The 16,121-nt window shown below is 69.6% G+C and carries 12 protein-coding genes; 5 read left to right on the forward strand and 7 right to left on the reverse strand.

The annotated features are described in order from the left end of the window. Nucleotides 1-31 precede the first annotated feature (31 nt). Genes ACGF5G_RS31870 through ACGF5G_RS31890 form a run of 5 tightly spaced genes read left to right on the forward strand, consistent with a single transcriptional unit; the run spans nucleotide 32 to nucleotide 5,582 of the window. Nucleotides 32-1,540, forward strand: coding sequence for an ABC transporter substrate-binding protein (locus tag ACGF5G_RS31870; protein ID WP_393269698.1), 1,509 nt, complete (start codon nucleotides 32-34; stop codon nucleotides 1,538-1,540). After that, nucleotides 1,537-2,466 carry an ABC transporter permease gene (locus ACGF5G_RS31875; protein ID WP_393269701.1) on the forward strand — a complete coding sequence of 310 codons (930 nt, stop codon included), beginning with the start codon at nucleotides 1,537-1,539 and terminating at the stop codon, nucleotides 2,464-2,466. The genes ACGF5G_RS31870 and ACGF5G_RS31875 overlap by 4 nt, the downstream gene beginning before the upstream one ends. Next, complete coding sequence (locus tag ACGF5G_RS31880; RefSeq protein ID WP_393269702.1) at nucleotides 2,463-3,263, forward strand: ABC transporter permease subunit; 801 nt, start codon at nucleotides 2,463-2,465, stop codon at nucleotides 3,261-3,263. Before ACGF5G_RS31875 ends, ACGF5G_RS31880 begins: the two co-directional genes overlap by 4 nt. Next, the gene (locus tag ACGF5G_RS31885; RefSeq protein WP_393269704.1) at nucleotides 3,260-4,651 is read left to right on the forward strand and encodes an ABC transporter ATP-binding protein; all 1,392 of its coding nucleotides are present in this window, start codon (nucleotides 3,260-3,262) and stop codon (nucleotides 4,649-4,651) included. Before ACGF5G_RS31880 ends, ACGF5G_RS31885 begins: the two co-directional genes overlap by 4 nt. Beyond that, entirely contained in the window at nucleotides 4,638-5,582 is a 945-nt protein-coding gene (locus ACGF5G_RS31890; protein ID WP_393269707.1) for an NAD(P)/FAD-dependent oxidoreductase, read from the forward strand. Before ACGF5G_RS31885 ends, ACGF5G_RS31890 begins: the two co-directional genes overlap by 14 nt. A 1,302-nt stretch (nucleotides 5,583-6,884) precedes the next feature. Here the strand turns inward: ACGF5G_RS31890 and ACGF5G_RS31895 are convergent. The 7 genes from ACGF5G_RS31895 to ACGF5G_RS31925 form a co-directional block, all read right to left on the reverse strand. Next, the gene (locus ACGF5G_RS31895) at nucleotides 6,885-8,105 is read right to left on the reverse strand and encodes an acetyl-CoA C-acetyltransferase (protein WP_393269710.1); all 1,221 of its coding nucleotides are present in this window, start codon (nucleotides 8,103-8,105) and stop codon (nucleotides 6,885-6,887) included. Then, nucleotides 8,106-9,422 (reverse strand): NAD(P)/FAD-dependent oxidoreductase, encoded by a 1,317-nt coding sequence (locus ACGF5G_RS31900; protein WP_393269712.1) that lies wholly within the window; start codon nucleotides 9,420-9,422, stop codon nucleotides 8,106-8,108. Then, on the reverse strand, nucleotides 9,419-11,248 hold the full coding sequence (locus ACGF5G_RS31905; protein WP_393269714.1) for a hydantoinase B/oxoprolinase family protein: 1,830 nt from the start codon (nucleotides 11,246-11,248) through the stop codon (nucleotides 9,419-9,421). Before ACGF5G_RS31905 ends, ACGF5G_RS31900 begins: the two co-directional genes overlap by 4 nt. Nucleotides 11,249-11,276: 28 nt before the next feature. Beyond that, on the reverse strand, nucleotides 11,277-13,322 hold the full coding sequence (locus ACGF5G_RS31910) for a hydantoinase/oxoprolinase family protein (RefSeq protein WP_393269717.1): 2,046 nt from the start codon (nucleotides 13,320-13,322) through the stop codon (nucleotides 11,277-11,279). 154 nt (nucleotides 13,323-13,476) lie between these two features. Continuing rightward, nucleotides 13,477-14,307 carry a hypothetical protein gene (locus ACGF5G_RS31915; protein WP_393269719.1) on the reverse strand — a complete coding sequence of 277 codons (831 nt, stop codon included), beginning with the start codon at nucleotides 14,305-14,307 and terminating at the stop codon, nucleotides 13,477-13,479. Next, a complete protein-coding gene (locus ACGF5G_RS31920) occupies nucleotides 14,304-15,305 on the reverse strand; it encodes a phosphotriesterase (protein ID WP_393269721.1) in 1,002 nt (333 codons plus the stop codon). The genes ACGF5G_RS31915 and ACGF5G_RS31920 overlap by 4 nt, the downstream gene beginning before the upstream one ends. Before the next feature lie 4 nt (nucleotides 15,306-15,309). After that, nucleotides 15,310-16,116 carry an ABC transporter permease gene (locus tag ACGF5G_RS31925; RefSeq protein WP_393269724.1) on the reverse strand — a complete coding sequence of 269 codons (807 nt, stop codon included), beginning with the start codon at nucleotides 16,114-16,116 and terminating at the stop codon, nucleotides 15,310-15,312. Nucleotides 16,117-16,121: the final 5 nt, after the last annotated feature.

Genomic DNA, 16,121 nt, shown 5'->3' on the forward strand with positions numbered 1-16,121 from the left:
ACCCCGACCGACCCCGCGACAGAAGGCACCCATGAGAACCCGTATCACCCTGACCCTCGTCGCCCTGCTCGGCGCCGCGTCGCTGACCGCATGCGGCGATTCCGAGCAGGCCACCGCGACACCCCCGGACACCCTGCGATACGTGACGGTCGGGTCACCGGCCACCGCGAGCAACGACCCCCACGGCGGGCTCGGCAACGAATCCGACGCGGTGCGGTTCGCGCTGATGTACGACGTGCTCACCGGACAGGGCCCCGACGGACGCACCCAGCCGAGACTGGCGGAGTCGTGGAAACCGGACAGGAGCCTCACGAAGTGGCAGTTCGCCCTGCGCCGCGACGCCACCTTCTCCGACGGGAGGCCAGTGCGGGCCGCGGACGTGCTCTACTCGCTGCGCCGCATCGACCGTAAGGCGGCGGAGAACTACGGCCGGCTGGCCGCTTTCGATCTCGCCGCCTCGCGGGTGGTCGACGACCACACCGTGGAAGTCGTCAGCCGCAAGCCGTTCGCCGAGGTGCCGCGAGCCCTGGAGTCCATGACGTTCATCGTCCCGGAGGGCAGCGACGACTTCACCGCCGCGGTACCCGGGTCGGGACCGTTCACACTGGTCAGCAACGACGCGCAGAGCGCCGTGCTGGAACGCCGCGACGGCTGGTGGGGCACCGCGCCGTCGTTGCGGCGTATCGAGGTCCGGGCGGTCGCCGACCCGCAGGCCCGCGCTCAGGCCGTGCTGTCCGGGCAGGCCGACGTGGCCGCGAGCATCGCGCCGGCGGCGGCGCGACAGGCCGAGGGCCGCACCGACCTGAGCCTGGTCCGCCGGCCGGCGGTCACCATGTACCCGTTCGTGATGCGTACCGACCGCAAACCGTTCGACGACCCCCGTGTCCGCGAGGCGTTCAAGCTGGCCGCCGACCGGCCGGCGCTGGTGCAGGCCACATTCCTCGGGTACGGCCAACCACAGGACGACCTGCTCGCCCCGGCGGATCCGTCCGCGCCTCAAGGGCTGACCCCGCGCACCCGTGATGTGGCCAAGGCACGGCAGTTTCTCACCGATGCGGGCCAGGGCGACGGGCTGACCGTCACGCTGCACACCACGACGTCCTATCCGGGGATGGACACCGCCGCAACACTTTTCGCCTCGCAACTGAAGGAAATCGGTGTCACCGCTGAGGTGAAGATGACCCCGCCGGACACCTACTTCACCACGGTGTGGGGCCAGCAGGACTTCTACACCGGTTACTTCGGCGGTATCCCCTTCTTCGACGTGGCACGGGTGTCGCTGATCTCGGGCTCGCCGACGAACGAGACGGCGTGGAAGCGGCCGGAGTTCGACGCGGCGCTGGACAAGGCCCTGGGCGAGCCGGACGAGGGCGTGCGCAACCGCGTGCTCGGCACATTGCAACAGCAGGTTCGCGACGAGGGCGGGTACGTGGTGTGGGGCACCGGCGACGGCCTGGACCTGACCCGTTCCGGAGTGCAGGGTCTGCCCACCGGCGCCGGCTTCGGACGGCTCTTCATCGATCAGGTACGGCTGCCATGATGATCCTGCGGGCCCTGGTCCGCGCCGTACTGTTGCTGTTCGGCGTCTCGGTGATGGTGTTCGCCGCCACCGAGGCGCTGCCCGGCGACGCCGCCGAGGCCCGCACAGCGGGGCGGGCCACCGCGGCGCAGCTGGCCGAGATGCGGGCCGCCACCAGCTTGGACGCCGCGGTGTGGCGGCGTTACCTGGAGTGGGCCGCTGGCCTGCTTCGCGGGGACGCGGGCGTCTCGTTGATCTCGGGCCGGCCGGTGGCGGACGTGATCGGTCAGCGACTGCCCGCGACAGCCGCGCTGGCCGGTGCCGCAATCCTGGTGACCGTGCCGCTGATGCTGGCGTGGGCCTGGCCCGCCGGTGCGGGCTCGCCGGCCGGCCGGTTGGTCGCCGCCGTCGTGACAGCCACCGCCGCCGTCCCGCAGGTGGTCGTCGCCGCGGCGCTGACCGCTGTGTTCGCCGGGATGCTGGCCTGGTTCCCGCCGATCTCGCTGCTGCCGGCCGACGGGCGCCCACCGGGGCTGTCGGTGCTGGCGCTGCCGACGCTGAGCCTCGCTCTGCCGGCGGCCGCCTACGGAGCGATGCTGCTACGCGGGCTCGTTGCTGACATCGTGGCACGGCCGTACGTGCGTGATGCCCGGCTGCGCGGCCTTCCCGGATGGCGGATCGCCGCTGTCTACGTCGGACCGTTCCTGGTCGCACCGGCTCTGCGGGTCCTGGCCGTCGTCGCGGGTGGTCTGATCGCTGCCACCGCGGTGGTGGAGGTCATGTTCGGCTATGCGGGGCTGGGTGAGCTGCTGGTCGGCGCGGTCGCTAACCGCGACGTCCCGGTGGTGCAGGCCGGTGCGATGCTCGCCGCGGTGGCCGTGGTCCTCGGGATGCTGGCAGCGGATCTCGTCACCGTACGGACCGATCCCCGGCGGGCGATGACATGAGCATCGTGACGGGCGGCCGGCTCGGTTTCGTGACGTTCGCCGGTACCGTCCTGGGTCTCGCCCTGTTCGGCAGCCTGCTGGCGCCGCACGACCCCACCGCACCGCTGGGTGCGCCGTGGTCGCCGTCCGGCGGCGGAAGCCTGCTGGGTACTGATGCCCTGGGCCGTGATGTGCTGTCCCGGGTGCTGGCCGGAGGTCGCCATCTGACCCTCACCGCCGGGGCGGCAGCACTGGTGGCGGCAGCGATCGGCATCGCCGGCGGACTGCTGGCGGGGTGGCACGACGGGCCCCTGTCGCGGCTGCTGCACGCGGCAGCGGATCTGCTTCTCGCCGTACCCCTGCTGTTGATCGCCCTGGTTTTCGCCGTCACCCTGCCCGGCGCCGTGGCGGTGATCGCCGCGACCGTCTGCGGCGGGGCCCCGCTGACGCTGCGTATCGTCGGCGACGCGGTGCGGCAGGTGCGCCATGCCGGCTTCGTCGACGCCGCACTGGGCCGCGGGGAGTCCGGCCCGAGGATCCTGGGCCGGGAGATCCTCCCGGCGGTGGCCGCGCTGGCCGGTTCGGAGATCGGCGCCCGTTTCGTGGTGGCACTGCAACTGGCCGCCGCTCTCAGCCTGTTCGGGCTGGGGCCTGCTCCCCCGGCCCCGGATTGGTCCGCCATGATCCGGGAAAACGTGAGCGGCGCGGCCCTGAGCCCCGCCGCGCTGATCGCCCCCGCCATAGCTTTGGCAGTGCTCAGCCTGACCGTCGCCGTCGTCGGCAATGCCGCCGCCCGCCACGCCCGGCGGCCGCTGTGACGCGGGATGGCGGACTGGAGGTCAGCGGCCTGCGCGTCACCGGCCGCGGTGGCCGGACCGTGGGCGTCTCCCCTGATCTGCACGCCGCGCCCGGCGAGGTGGTGGCACTGACCGGCCCATCCGGAGCGGGAAAGACGGTGTGGCTGGCCGCCGTCCTGGATGCCCTCGAACCGCCGTTGCGCCGCTGCGCCGGCATCGTACGGTGGCAGGGAGAAATCATCGCGCCGGGCGATGCGGCACGTCGGTGGCGCCGCCGGCATACGGGGATCCTCGTCCAGGACGCCGCACAGTCGTTGCATCCGCTGCTGACAGCTGTCGCGTCGGTGGCCGAGACCGGGGTGGACACCAGTCGGGCGGCCATAACACTCGAACAGGTCGGCATCGACGCGTCCCTGCACGCCCGGCGGGTGCACCAGCTCTCCGGCGGGCAGACGCAACGCGTCGCCCTGGCCCGGGCGCTCGCGGCCCGGCCGCCCCTGCTGATCCTCGACGAGCCGACCAGCGCGCTGGACAGCGCAGCGGCCCAGCTGGTGGCCGCCGCGGTCCGCGCCCGCCGCGGCGATCCGCGTTTCGTCACCCTGCTGGTCTCGCACGACAGGGACTTCGTCGCCACGGTCGCCGACCACGTCGTGGTGTTCGGGACGGCGCCATCAGCGTCGCCACCGGTACCGTCCCGCCGTCCCGCGGCAGGCGCCACGGTGCTCCGCGTCCACCATCTCCGCCTGGATCGTCCGGGTGGGCAGACTCCTCTGCTGCAAGCTGTCGATCTGACCGTCGACGCGGGCGAATGCGTCGCCGTGCTCGGTCCCTCGGGATCCGGAAAGACCACCCTGCTGCGCTCACTCGCGGGGCTGCACCCCGTGACGGCCGGCCACGCGGAGCTGGCCGGAACCCGCCTGCCGTGGCCCGTCCGGCACCGTCCCTCCGCCCTGTTGCAAGCCGTCCAGTACGTCGGTCAGCATCCCGCCGACACGCTCAACCCCGCCCACCGGATCGCCACCGCCGTCGGCCGGCCGCTGCGTACCTTCCGGACCACCGACCGAGCCGGACGCCTCGCCACCGTGAACGCCCTGCTCACCCGAGTCGGCCTCGACCGTGCGGTGGCGGGCCGCCGCCCCGGTGGGCTGTCCGGCGGACAGCGCCAACGGGTGGCGCTCGCCCGCGCCCTGGCGGCACAGCCCCGGTTGCTGCTCGCCGACGAGATCACCGCGGCCCTGGACCCGGCCTCCACGACGACAGTGCTGGATCTGCTCGGCGAGATGCGTCACGACGGGCTCGCCGTGCTGATCGCCACCCACGATCCCGCGGTCGCCGACCGCGCCGACCGTGTCCTGACGATCCACGACCACGCCCTGCACCCACTGGAAGGAAGCCATGACCGACCCTAGAAACGAGTACGACGTCATCGTCGTCGGCGCCGGCGCGGCCGGCCTCAGCGCCGCGCAGGTGCTCGGCCGCCAGCAGCGCCGCACCCTGGTTCTCGACGGAGGGCCACCGCGCAACAGCCCCGCCGACGGCATCCACATGTTCCTCAGCCGCGACGGGTTCCCGCCGCTGGAACTGCTGGAGGCCGGCCGGCGTGAGCTGCATCCGTACCCCGGCGTCGAAGTCGTGGCCGCTCGGGCCGCCGAGGCTGTCGGGAACATCGACGACTTCACCCTGACGTTGGACAACGGCGACCGGCAACGCGCTCGCCGTCTGCTCCTGGCCACCGGTCAGGTGGACCGGCCCTGGGCTGTCCCGGGCTTGCCGGAGCGTTTCGGGCGCAGCGTCATGCACTGCCCTTTCTGCCACGGCTGGGAGGCACGAGGCAAGAGCATCGTCGTGTTCGGCCGTGAGCCCGCTGAAGTGATGCTCGCCGCCTACCTCGCCGATCGGTACAGCAAGGAAGTCACCGTAGTGACGAACGGCCCGCACACGCTGCCTGAACCTGTTCTCGGCAATCTGCGCGGGCTGGGCATTCCCGTGACCCAGGAGCCGGTCACGGAACTCACCGGCGAACTGGACGATCTCACCGTCCAGTTCGCTGACGGCAGCAGTACGCGATGTCAGGTGGCGTTTCACCGCGCGCCCGTCGAACAGCAGACGTCGCTGGCGGTGCAGCTCGGTGCCGAGCTTCTTCCCGACGGCTACGTGCGGGTCGACGAGTTCGCCCGGACCACCGTCGCCGGTGTGTCCGCCGCCGGCGACCTCGCCCGGCTCCCGGCCCTGCCCGACGGATTGACCCTGGTGAGCCAGGCTGCCGCCGACGGGGTCCGGGCCGCCGTCTGGCTGGAACAGGGTTTGTTCCGGGCGGCCCTTCCGGTGCCGCTCGGCTGACGGGATATCAGCCGGCGGACGGTGACCCGACGTCTGGCAGCGCTGGGACTGAACCACCGCAGATCCCTTTTGCATCCCGGTGTCGCCTGGCCTTTGGCCAGCGGCCCCCGAGTGGGAAACTGCGGCGTGAGTTGGTCGCTCTTCGTAATTCCGCTGCACGCTCTCTCTGCGAACGGGATGTCGGAGTGGATCGCGTCGGCGAGATTCGCGCGAGGCACTCCGGACCGGGTGCCGGAGACTCTGCCCTTGCCCCCGGTCGCCGAGGTTCTCAACGCCCTCTAGTCAGCGGGCTGCCACGGGACGAACTGGTTCGAGATCGTCGGCGAGGAGACTGGCTCGCGGTTGCCGGAGTGCCCGGACCCAAGCACCTGCGCGAGCACTGGCGGACTGGATCTGGGGGAGGTCAGCGTGTACTCACCCGGAAAGGTGAGTAGCCTGCCGCCGATTCCAGCGGATGCGGTGGTGGATACGGTGACCTTCCGTAAGCCAAACTCCGTTGCCGCACTGAGTGCCGTATGTGCCTTGGCGTCAGTCGCAGGCCCTCAGTTGGTCTTCGACGAGACGGCCGCAGAAGCATTTGTGGTCTGGCCTGGCGAAGACGTTGGGGAGTTGGTGCACGACTGGCCCTGGTGACCTACGTTCCCTGCCAAATCATGATCCCCGCGCCAGACCACCAGGGCGAACTCGTCCCTAAATCCCGAGGCGAGGAGATGTCGAAGGCCCTACCGCTGGCCGAGTAGTCCAAGATCGGTGCGGTACCAGGATGTTCCGATGATGACGTGGAGCTCGTGGCCGCGGCAAAAGGTACGAGCTCCGCGTACCTCCATGCCGTCGGGCAGGACGAGCCGGGTCGGCTCACCGGCAGGTGTCACGGCCGACACCGTCACCAGCCCTTGATGGCAGATGTCGTCTCTGCTGCGGGGTCGATCAGCACTACGCCGGCGATGCCGCTGTGCGGCTGAAGCACTTGGACGTCGCCTTATAAGAAGGCTGCCACCCGGCAATACCGCCGGCAGGCAGACAGCGGGGGCGTCGGCGAGCAGCACCGCGAGCCCGGCCCGCACCTGATCCCGCACCGGCCTGACCCAAACAGTGGCACCAGGATCGGCATCACCTCCGTGCACAGGCAGTCAACCATTGGGATCGATTTTCCTGCTCGGCGTGCTGCAACACCTGGCTGGTGGCTGGAGGGTGCCGTTCGCGATGCCGACCGGCGTACTCCTTGTGCAATGGGTGGCCGGCGCACTCGCCGGCCACCCATGCTACGAGTAGACGTCCAGACCGAGCAGGACGACGGGCGCCCTATGACAGCCGTTCGACGATCATCGCCATTCCCTGCCCGCCAGCGGTACACATCGTCTGCAGCCCGATCTGGCCGTCATGCGACTCCAGCGAGTTCAACAGCGTTCCGGTCAGCCGTGCACCGCTCATGCCGAACGGATGCCCCATCGCGATCGCACCGCCGTTGATGTTCAATTTGTCGTCGGGAATCCCCAGATCCCGCTGGCAGGCCAACACCTGCGACGCAAATGCCTCGTTGATCTCCACCTGGTCGACGTCGGCGATATTCATGCCCGCCCGGCGGAGCACCATGCGGGTCGCTTCGACCGGCCCGAGGCCCATGATCTCCGGCGACAACGCGGTGACCGCGGTCGCCACGATCCGCGCCCGCGGTCGGAGCCCCAGAGCGCGGGCTTTCGCATCGCTCAGCACGACGAGCATCGCCGCGCCGTCGTTCAACGGGCAACTGTTGCCGGCGGTGACCCTGCCGTCGGGCCGGAACACCGGAGGCAGTTGGGAGACCACCTCGTACGTAACGCCGCGGCGGGGCCCGTCGTCGGTGGTGACCATCCGCCCGTCGGGCAGGCGCACCGGGCAGATCTCTCGGGCCCAGAAGTCGGTGTCGGTCGCCTTCTCCGCGCGCTGCTGCGAGCGTACCGCGAAGTGGTCCATGTCCTCTCGGGTGACTCCTTTCAGCAGCGCCACGTTCTCCGCGGTGTGGCCCATCGGGATGTGCGCATCCGGCATCAGGCCGAGCTCTCGCGGGTCGTCCCAGTCCTGGCCGCCCTCCTCGACGCGCCGGACGGTCCGCAGGCCGGGTACTGTGAAGATCTCGTTACGTGTGCCGGGCCACCCGTCAGCTGTGCCGTGACCGAACCGGGAGACCGTCTCGACGCCGGCCGAGATGTACGCCTCGCCCTCGCCGGCTCTGATCGCGTGGAAGGCCATTCGGGTGGTCTGCATCGACGAGCCGCAGTATCGGTTGACGGTGGTACCCGGCATCCGGTCCACGCCCAACTGGATCCCCACGATGCGGGCCATGTTGAAGCCCGACTCCCCCGCTGGCTGGCCGCAGCCGAGCAGCAGGTCCTCGATGTCGGCCGGATCGAGCTCCGGCACCAACTCCAGGCCGCGTCGGATGACCTGGGCGACGAGATCGTCCGGCCGGATCGACACCAGCGCCCCCTTCACCGCGCGGCCGATCGGTGAGCGCACGGCCCCGACGATCACCGCCTCCACCACCTACCCGTCCCCCCGTCGGGACGTACCCGATGCCGCCCGAACGGAGCGTCCACGGCGTGGCAGCACCCGGGCGGGATCGAACGGCCGCAGTGCCGCCACGTCCTGGCCGTCGACGAGGCGGGCGAGCAGGTACGCGGTCGAGGGAGCCAGCATGACGCCGAGCATGTTGTGCCCGGTCGCCAGGAAGGCCCGGGGCTGACCGGGCGCCGCGCCGACAAACGGCAGGCCGTCCGGGGTCATCGGCCGCGGCCCCATCCACTCCGCCGTCCGCCGCGCCCAGTCGACCCCGGTAAAGTACGGCGCGGCGGCGTTGACCACCTCCCGAATCCGGTTACGGTTGAACCGGTCCGTTCGGGCGTCGAACTCCATCGTGCCTGCGATCCGTACGCAGCCGTCCAAAGGAACCGCACCCACGTGCGCCTCCTCCAGCTTCAGCACCCGCGTCAGCGGTATCTCCGGGCGGATGCTGAAGCTGTACCCCTTACCGGGGCGGACCGGAAGGTCGAGCCCGAAAGGTCCGGCCAGATCGGCCGATCTGGCGCCGGCCGCGATGACGACCTGCCCAGCCACAAAGGTGTCGATGGTGGACTCGACCTGGACCTCCCTGGACGACGGCACCACGCGGGTCACCCGGGCCCCCTCGTGGATCACGACGCCGTTGGCGCGCAGCGCGACGACGAGGGCATCCACGAACGCGCTCGGGTCGACCTGCGCCTGGCCGCGCAGCAGGAAGCCGGACTGCGCCCGCTCGCCCAGGCCGGGCTCCAGCGCCACGAGGTCTGAGCTGGTGAGGATCTCGCCGAGGTCTCGCTCGACCGGATAGTGCTCACTCAGGAACGCGCGCTTTCGCTCGGCGCGGGTTCGGGATGGGAACAGGTAAAGGTATTCCCGCCGGACGACCTCGACGTCCACTCCGTTGTCCGACAGGGCTGCGAACCGCTCGTACGTGTCCACACCCAGTTGCGCCAGAGCCTGGACCCCGGCGCGGAAGCGTTCGGCGGTGGCGTTGCGGGCCATCCGCAACAGGAACGACCCCATGGTCAGCGCCGCCATCGGATGGACGTAGAGGGCGCTGTCCTTGCGGTACATGTTCTTCAGCGCCGTGCTGACAATGCCAGGCGACGGGAGCGGCCCAACGATGGAGGAGCAGATCTCCCCGGCGTTTCCGCGGGACGCCCCGCTGCCCACCCGGTCCCGTTCGAGGACGACCACCTGGTGACCCCACCGAGCCAGCTCCCAGGCGACGCAGAGTCCGAGCACCCCTCCGCCGACGACGACCGTCCGCTTCGACGCCGTACCCGTGTTCGTGGAGGTCATGCCGGGGCCTGTGCCGATCGCAGGGCGGCCCGCCGGTCGGTGGTCGCCGCTTCATCGACCTGGTAACCGTCGGCGAACACCACGCCGTAGACCTCCCGCGCGGCTTCGACGCTCACCTTGCGGTTGAGCACGTCGGCCCGTACTCGGGCCGGATCCCGGCGCAGCGGGTCGCCGTACCCGCCGCCACCTGGGGTATAGAGGGTGACGGTGTCGTCGTAGTCGAGCCCCATCGTCGGGCCGGTCTGGTACCGCAGGACCTGTTCGGATTCCCGGCCCTCGTTGATGATCCACCGGCTGGGCGCTCCACTCTGCCCGCCGAACAGTCCCTTCGGCGGGATGGCGGAGTACTGAGAGGTGTGCGAGAACCGTGCCGCCTCGCCCTTGACCTGCCAGCTCAGCTTAAGGCCGAGCCCGCCCCGCCATTCGCCCGCGCCGCCCGAGTCGGTGTAGAGGGTCTTCGACTGGTACAGCACCGGGGCTTCCCACTCAGAGCTCTCGATCGAGGGGCTGGCGACATTGGTGATCCATCCGGGCATCGCGCTCAAGCCGTCCCGGCTCGCCCGGGCGCCGAGGCCGCCGGTACTCGGCCCGGTCCCCATCCGCCACTCCTGGCGAGCCGAGATGTCGCCGCCGTCCGGGTGGGTGGTGGTGTTGACCGCCGAACCGCGGCCGTAGATCAGGCCGCACGAGTTGGCGACCACCGCTCTGGGCGCCACCTCCGCCATGGCCTCAAAGATCATGTCCACAATCTGGTGGGTCACCGCCATTCGTTGGTATACGGCCGCAGGCGGCGTCGGGTTGACGATGGAGCCCGCGGGAGCCTCGATCGTCACCAGGTTGGCCGGGCCCTGGTTCTTCGGGATGTCCGGCGGCATCATCGCCAGCAGGCCGAACAGGCAGGCCGAGATGGTCGCCGACTTCGGGCAGTTGATCGGCCCGGCGATCTGGCCATCGGAACCGGTGAAGTCGAAGGCGATCCGATCGTTGGTGACCTTCATAGCGAGCCGGAGGGCCACCGGTCCGCCCATGCTGCCGTCTTCCAGCAGCAGCTTCTCCGCGCGATAGACGCCGTCCGGGATCCGGCGGATGTAGTCGGCGGTGCGGCGCTCGGCGTAGTCGATCTGCGCGTCGACCGCCTGCAGCACCACATCCTTGCCGTAGCGCTCCAGCAGGCGCCGGAACCCGTCGGCGCCGACATGGGCGCCGGACACCTGGGCCAGAAGGTCACCGCGTTGCGCGTACGGCACGCTAGTGTTGGTCAGGATGAGCTTGAGCAGGTCCTCGTCCAAGACCCCCGCGGAGTACAGCTTGACCGGGGGGATCCGCAGACCTTCCTCGAAGATGCTGGTGTGCCAGTCATTCGGGTCCAGGCCGCCGGCCCCGGCTAGATGGGCGAAGATCGTGGAAAAGCCGACCAGTTCACTGTCGTGAAAGATCGGCTCGTAGACGATGAAGTCGGCGGTGTGGTGGGCCCCGACGCTGCCGTCGACGTACGGGTCGTTCGTCAGGATGATGTCGCCAGGGACCAGCGTGTGGGGCGGAAAGTGGTGCTTCAACATGCCCTTCAGGCAGGGCCCGAGTGCGTTGAGGTGGACTGGGACGTTGGCCCCTTCGGCGACCAGCCGTCCGCTGGCGTCGAAGATGGACGACGAGCAGTCCTTGCCCTCCTTGAGCAGCAGGGAGTAACTCGTACGCGTCATCGTCTCGGTCATCTGCTCGGCGAGCGATTCCAGGGCGCTGCGGATGACCTCCACGGTCACCACGTCCAGGCTGCGGCCCGTGGCGGGGTCGCGGGTGTCCTCTGGGTTCACGAACTTCTCTTTCATGTGTTGGGTTCCGTTCGTCGCGTGGCGCTCAGAGCGCGGTGAGCACGAGCGTGCCGATCGGACTGACGGAGAGCTTCTGATCAGGCCACATGACGGTGGTGCTGCCCAGCTCCTCGATGATTGCCGGCCCCTCAATGACGTGACCGGGCCGCAGAAGCGCCCGATCGTAGACAGGGGTCTCGACCTTCTGGTCGTACATGACCGGGCGCCGTTCCTTGAGGGCGGCATCGGCACAGACGGTGGTTGCCCGCGGCAGTCGCGGGAACGAAGGCTTGGCGGTCGCGGCGACCGCGGACGCCCGCAAGCTCACCAGCTGCACCGGGTCGTCGGGGGACGCGTGACCGTAGCGCTGCTCGTGGAGCTGGTGGAAGGACGCGGCCAGGTGATCGAGCGCCCGGTCGCCGTACCCCTTTTCGAAGGGGACCACGAGCTCGAAGCTCTGCCCCCGGTAGCGCATCTCCGCGGTCCGTACCACGGTGATCCGGTCGATCGCGATGCCTTCGGACAGCAGTTCCTTGGCCGCCTCGGTCTCAAGCTGGTCGAACCACTCGTTCACCGTTTCGACCTCGACCTCGTCGAGCGGGCACAGCCGCGACACGACCGCGTCACAGCTCTGGTCGGCCAGCAGCAGACCCATCGCCGAGACGTTGCCAGGGCTCGGGGGGATGACCACGGTGGGGATGCCGAGTTCGCGGGCGGCGTCGCTGACGATCAAGCCGCCCGCTCCGCCGAAGCCGACAATCGCGAAGTCGCGTGGGTCGAGCCCGCGGGCGATCGACACCCGTCGTATCGCGCGGACGCTGTCGGCGGCGGCGATCGCGATGGCGCCGGCAGCCCACCGCTCGGGGTCCCAGTCGTCGGTGTCGTGCCGCGACAACGCCAACGCGTGGTAGGCGGCCTTCCGGTCCAACTGTTGGCGCCCGCCGAGGAAGTAGTTCGGGTTCAGCCGTCCGGTGACCACGGCCGCATCCGTCAGCGTCGGTCGTGTCCCCCCTGCGCCGTAGCAGACGGGCCCCGGGCTGGCTCCCGCACTGTCCGGACCGACCCGCAGCGCACCGCCTTCGTCGATCCAGACGATGGATCCCCCGCCAGATCCGATCGGTGTGATCTCGATGCTGGACAACTGGATCGGATGCCCCAGCAGTTCGTCGCGCGGTACGACAGTGGGGACCCCCTCGATCGCCACTGCCAGATCCGTGCTGGTGCCGCCCATGTCGTAGGTGATGACGTTCGAGCAGTCGACCTCGGCCGCGAAGTACGAGCCGGCGATGGCACCGGCCACCGGCCCGGAGTTGGCGACCCGGATCGGTTTCTCCGCGGCCTGCCGGAGGCTGAACGTTCCGCCGCTGCCCTGCATCGTCAGCAACGTGGCACCGAAACCGGCTTTCTCCGCCTGCTCGGCGAAGTCCACGAAGTGGGCGCTCAGCTTCGGCTTGACGTACGCGTCGAGCGCGGTGGTGCTCGCCCGCTCGTACTCGGAAATCCGGGGGCTGACGACCGAGGAGAGCGACACGGGGATTCCGGGAACCCCCTCGGCCAGGATCTGCGCCACCCGCACCTCGTGGTCCGGCTGGGTGTAGCCGTGGAGCAGGCAGATGGCGACGCTTTCCAGGCCCAGCTCTCTGATCGTCCGGGCGACTTGCCGGACCTGCTCCTCATCGAGCGGCTCAAGTTCTCGGCCGCGGAAGTCATGGCGCTGGCGAATCTCAAAGCAATGACGTCGCTCGATAATTGGCGAGCTGGGCTCCCACTGGACGTCGTAGATGTTGCCGCTGCGGTAGGAGTTCCTGACCTCGAGGATGTCGCCAAAACCGGCGGTGGCGATGAGCCCCGCCGAAATGCGCTCGCCTTGGAGGATCATGTTCACCGCGACCGTCGTCCCGTAGACGATCGTGTGAACGTCTTTCGGCTCGATGCCTGCCTTTTCGAGGATCCGCGTAGCTCCGGACAGGACGGCGTCGACGATCCGTCGAGGCGTCGAAGGGACCTTTTCCACCCATATCCCGCCGGTCTCCTCATCCAGCAGGACAAGGTCCGTATGGGTGCCGCCAGTGTCAATTCCAAGTCGGTACATCTGGTGTCCCTAATTCTCCGTAAGACATCGCGATCAGGGTGCCGCGCTGGACTGTCCTCAACCTTTCGCAACTGTATGAGCCGGACCCCTCGGGCCATATATCCAACTGTCCACAACGGCGGGACAAGGCGTTGGCCAATTGGAGGTACGTTTTCTAGCCTGATCCCGCCCCGGTCCGTAGTTGCCCGAGCAGCGCCCGTTCGGCCTCCGACCACGGGGTGGCCGACCGGTCGGTGTCGGTCATCAGCCGGGCGATCCTGGCAGTCGACTGGACCACGGTTGCGCCGGTGACCGGATCGACGCCCCGCGTGGCCAGGTCGAAGGACGCGCGACCCACCCGCGCGCAGCAGGTGTCCAGGCGTATCTCGTCCCCCACCCACGCCGGCCCCAGGTCGAGCCCGACCCGGGCCACGACCAAACGGCCACGGATCCCGTTTCGCCAACCGGACAAGGCCCCGTGCCGAGCCTCCTGCAGCAGGTCGGCTGCCGCGACGGGCGACAGCGCTCCGCCCTCCGCACGGTCCGGCGGCCGGACCGGGACGACCATCGACCAGGGCCACCGCGAGGTCAGGGCAGGCGGTGGCCCGGCTCCGAACTGGCCGCTCACCACCTCGGGCGTGGGTGAGAGAGATGGGCCGACGAAGACTTCCGCCGCAACGCAGTCGACCACGGTGCCGTCGAGCCCGACGCTGCCGACGCCGGCGGCGACGAGCAGGCCCTCCGCCTGCTCGACAGAGCTTGCGCGGACCACAATCGGGGTGCCCACCGCCTGGACCGTCCGGCGATAGTGGGCCTCGACCCACCGCCATACGGGCGCCCCGGCCTCGGCTCGGTTGGCGAGCGGCAGCCGCGAAGCGAGCAACTGGGACACGCCGAGGTGGACGAACCTGAGCCAGGCGACGTTGTTGACGTGTCCGGCGACGTCGAGGTCAGAGAACCGGACGGCCAGCCAGAGGGTTTCCGTATGATCGCCAGGCGCCGTCACCCGGCCTCCCCCGACAGGGCCCGCCGTGGATTCTCGACGAGGATGTGGTCGAGTTCTGCGGGATCGAGGCCCGTCCGCAACAACCGCTTGGCGAAGTGCTGAAGGAGGTAGCTGAACCCGCCACCCCCGTACGCCTGCAGATGGTCCCGGCCACACACGTCGTGGCTGAGCAGGACACGGTTGATGAAGCCGGCCCGGATCAGCGACACCACGTGCGCGACGCGGGTTTCCAGGGCGTACTCCGACCCGGGGCGGATCGTGTCGAACTGGACGTAGCAGCCGCTTCTCGCCAGGTCGAGGTGATATTCGGGGATGTTCACCGTGTCGCAGTGCCCGATGACCACCCGGTCGGGTGGTACGCCCTCGGCGAGCAGCAGATCGAGTTGCTGACGCCCCACCGGCCAGCGCGCCGCGTGTGTGGTGACCGCCGCGTTGGTACGCCGGCACGCGCGGGCCGAGGCACGCAGGTTACGTTCCTCCCGCGGGGAGATGAACCACTGGTCCGCGCCGACCTCGCCGATGAGTCCAGCCCGGATCCGCGTTCCGGCGAATCCCTCTGTCAGGTCACGGACCAAGAGGTCGGCGGTCGCGTCGACGCTCCGCTGGTCGAAGCCCTCGTAGGCCAGGTAGGGATCCCGGTAGTGGCCGGTGCCCAGGACGATCCTTACGCCGGTGGCGACCGACAACTCGAACAACGCGGTGACGTTGTCCGGTGCCCTCGTGTGCTCGGCCGAGGCGGCAGCCGGTCCACCGGCGCGGTACACGCCGCACGGGTCTGGGCTCGCCCCCCAGGTCAACTCGGCCGGGGTCACGTCCACCAGCGTCACGCCACCCGCGTCCCGGTAGCGGTCGAGTTCGGAGCGCATCAGCGGGAAGTCCTGGATCAGCCCGGTGCCCCGGTATTCCCGCAGCAGGTTGATGAAGACGTGCTCGTGCATGAGGGTCGTACCGAGATGTGCGCCGTCCACTGCCCCGGTCACGGTCATGATCTCCGCCATGGCGTCAGGCCTTGCTCAGCGCGCGCTTCAGACCGAGGGCGCGCTCAATCAGCGCAACGGCCGCCAGCGAGAACACGATAAGGACCACGGACAGGGCTGCGACCTGCGGGTCGGTGTTGTTGGACACGTAGCGGAACACCACCACCGGCAGGGTGGTGCGGCCTGTGCCGACCACGAACAGCGACACCACCGCCTCGTCGAAGGAGATGATGAACGACAGTGCCGCGCCGGCGACCAGGCCGGGCGCGATCAGCGGGAGGGTGATCCGCCGGAACGTGGTCACCGGACTGGCGCCCAGGGTCCGGGCCGCCTGCTCGCAGGAGGCGTCGACCGCGTTGAGGCTCATCATGACCGTGCGAACCACGTACGGGATGGTCAGGCCTAGGTGGGCGACGACCAGACCCGGATAGGTGCCGACGAGTCCCACCGGCCCGAGGACCAGCAGCAGGGCCAGGCCCAGCACCACGCTGGGGAGCAGCAACGGCGAGGTGAACAGGCCGACCACCGCGTCCCGCCCGCCGAAGTCGTACCGGGTCAGCGCGAGCGCGGCGGTGACGCCGACGACCAGCGAGATGACCGTCACGACCGAGCCGAGCACCAGCGACACCCGTAGTCCCTCGATGAACTCGCTGTTGCCGGCCAGCCCGGCGTACCAGCGCATCGACCAGTCCTTGGGCGGGAACTCGAGGTTGGGGCTGGCGTCGAACGAGATGACGAAGACCACGAGCAGTGGCGCCAGCAGGAACAGGTAACTGGCGAGCACCACGGCGCCGCCGAGGATCCGGTAGGCCGTTTCCGAGAAGGACCTCATGCCGC

The sequence above is a fragment of the Micromonospora sp. NPDC047730 genome (assembly GCF_043204765.1).
Taxonomy (GTDB): Bacteria; Actinomycetota; Actinomycetes; order Mycobacteriales; family Micromonosporaceae; genus Micromonospora.

Bases quoted from the DNA above. Each gene is read 5' to 3' on its own strand.
- ACGF5G_RS31870 (WP_393269698.1), top strand. From the start codon at position 32: ATGAGAACCCGTATCACCCTGACCCTCGTCGCCCTGCTCGGCGCCGCG.
- ACGF5G_RS31875 (WP_393269701.1), top strand. From the start codon at position 1,537: ATGATGATCCTGCGGGCCCTGGTCCGCGCCGTACTGTTGCTGTTCGGC.
- ACGF5G_RS31880 (WP_393269702.1), top strand. From the start codon at position 2,463: ATGAGCATCGTGACGGGCGGCCGGCTCGGTTTCGTGACGTTCGCCGGT.
- ACGF5G_RS31890 (WP_393269707.1), top strand. From the start codon at position 4,638: ATGACCGACCCTAGAAACGAGTACGACGTCATCGTCGTCGGCGCCGGC.
- ACGF5G_RS31900 (WP_393269712.1), bottom strand. From the start codon at position 9,422: ATGACCTCCACGAACACGGGTACGGCGTCGAAGCGGACGGTCGTCGTC.
- ACGF5G_RS31905 (WP_393269714.1), bottom strand. From the start codon at position 11,248: ATGAAAGAGAAGTTCGTGAACCCAGAGGACACCCGCGACCCCGCCACG.
- ACGF5G_RS31910 (WP_393269717.1), bottom strand. From the start codon at position 13,322: ATGTACCGACTTGGAATTGACACTGGCGGCACCCATACGGACCTTGTC.
- ACGF5G_RS31920 (WP_393269721.1), bottom strand. From the start codon at position 15,305: ATGGCGGAGATCATGACCGTGACCGGGGCAGTGGACGGCGCACATCTC.
- ACGF5G_RS31925 (WP_393269724.1), bottom strand. From the start codon at position 16,116: ATGAGGTCCTTCTCGGAAACGGCCTACCGGATCCTCGGCGGCGCCGTG.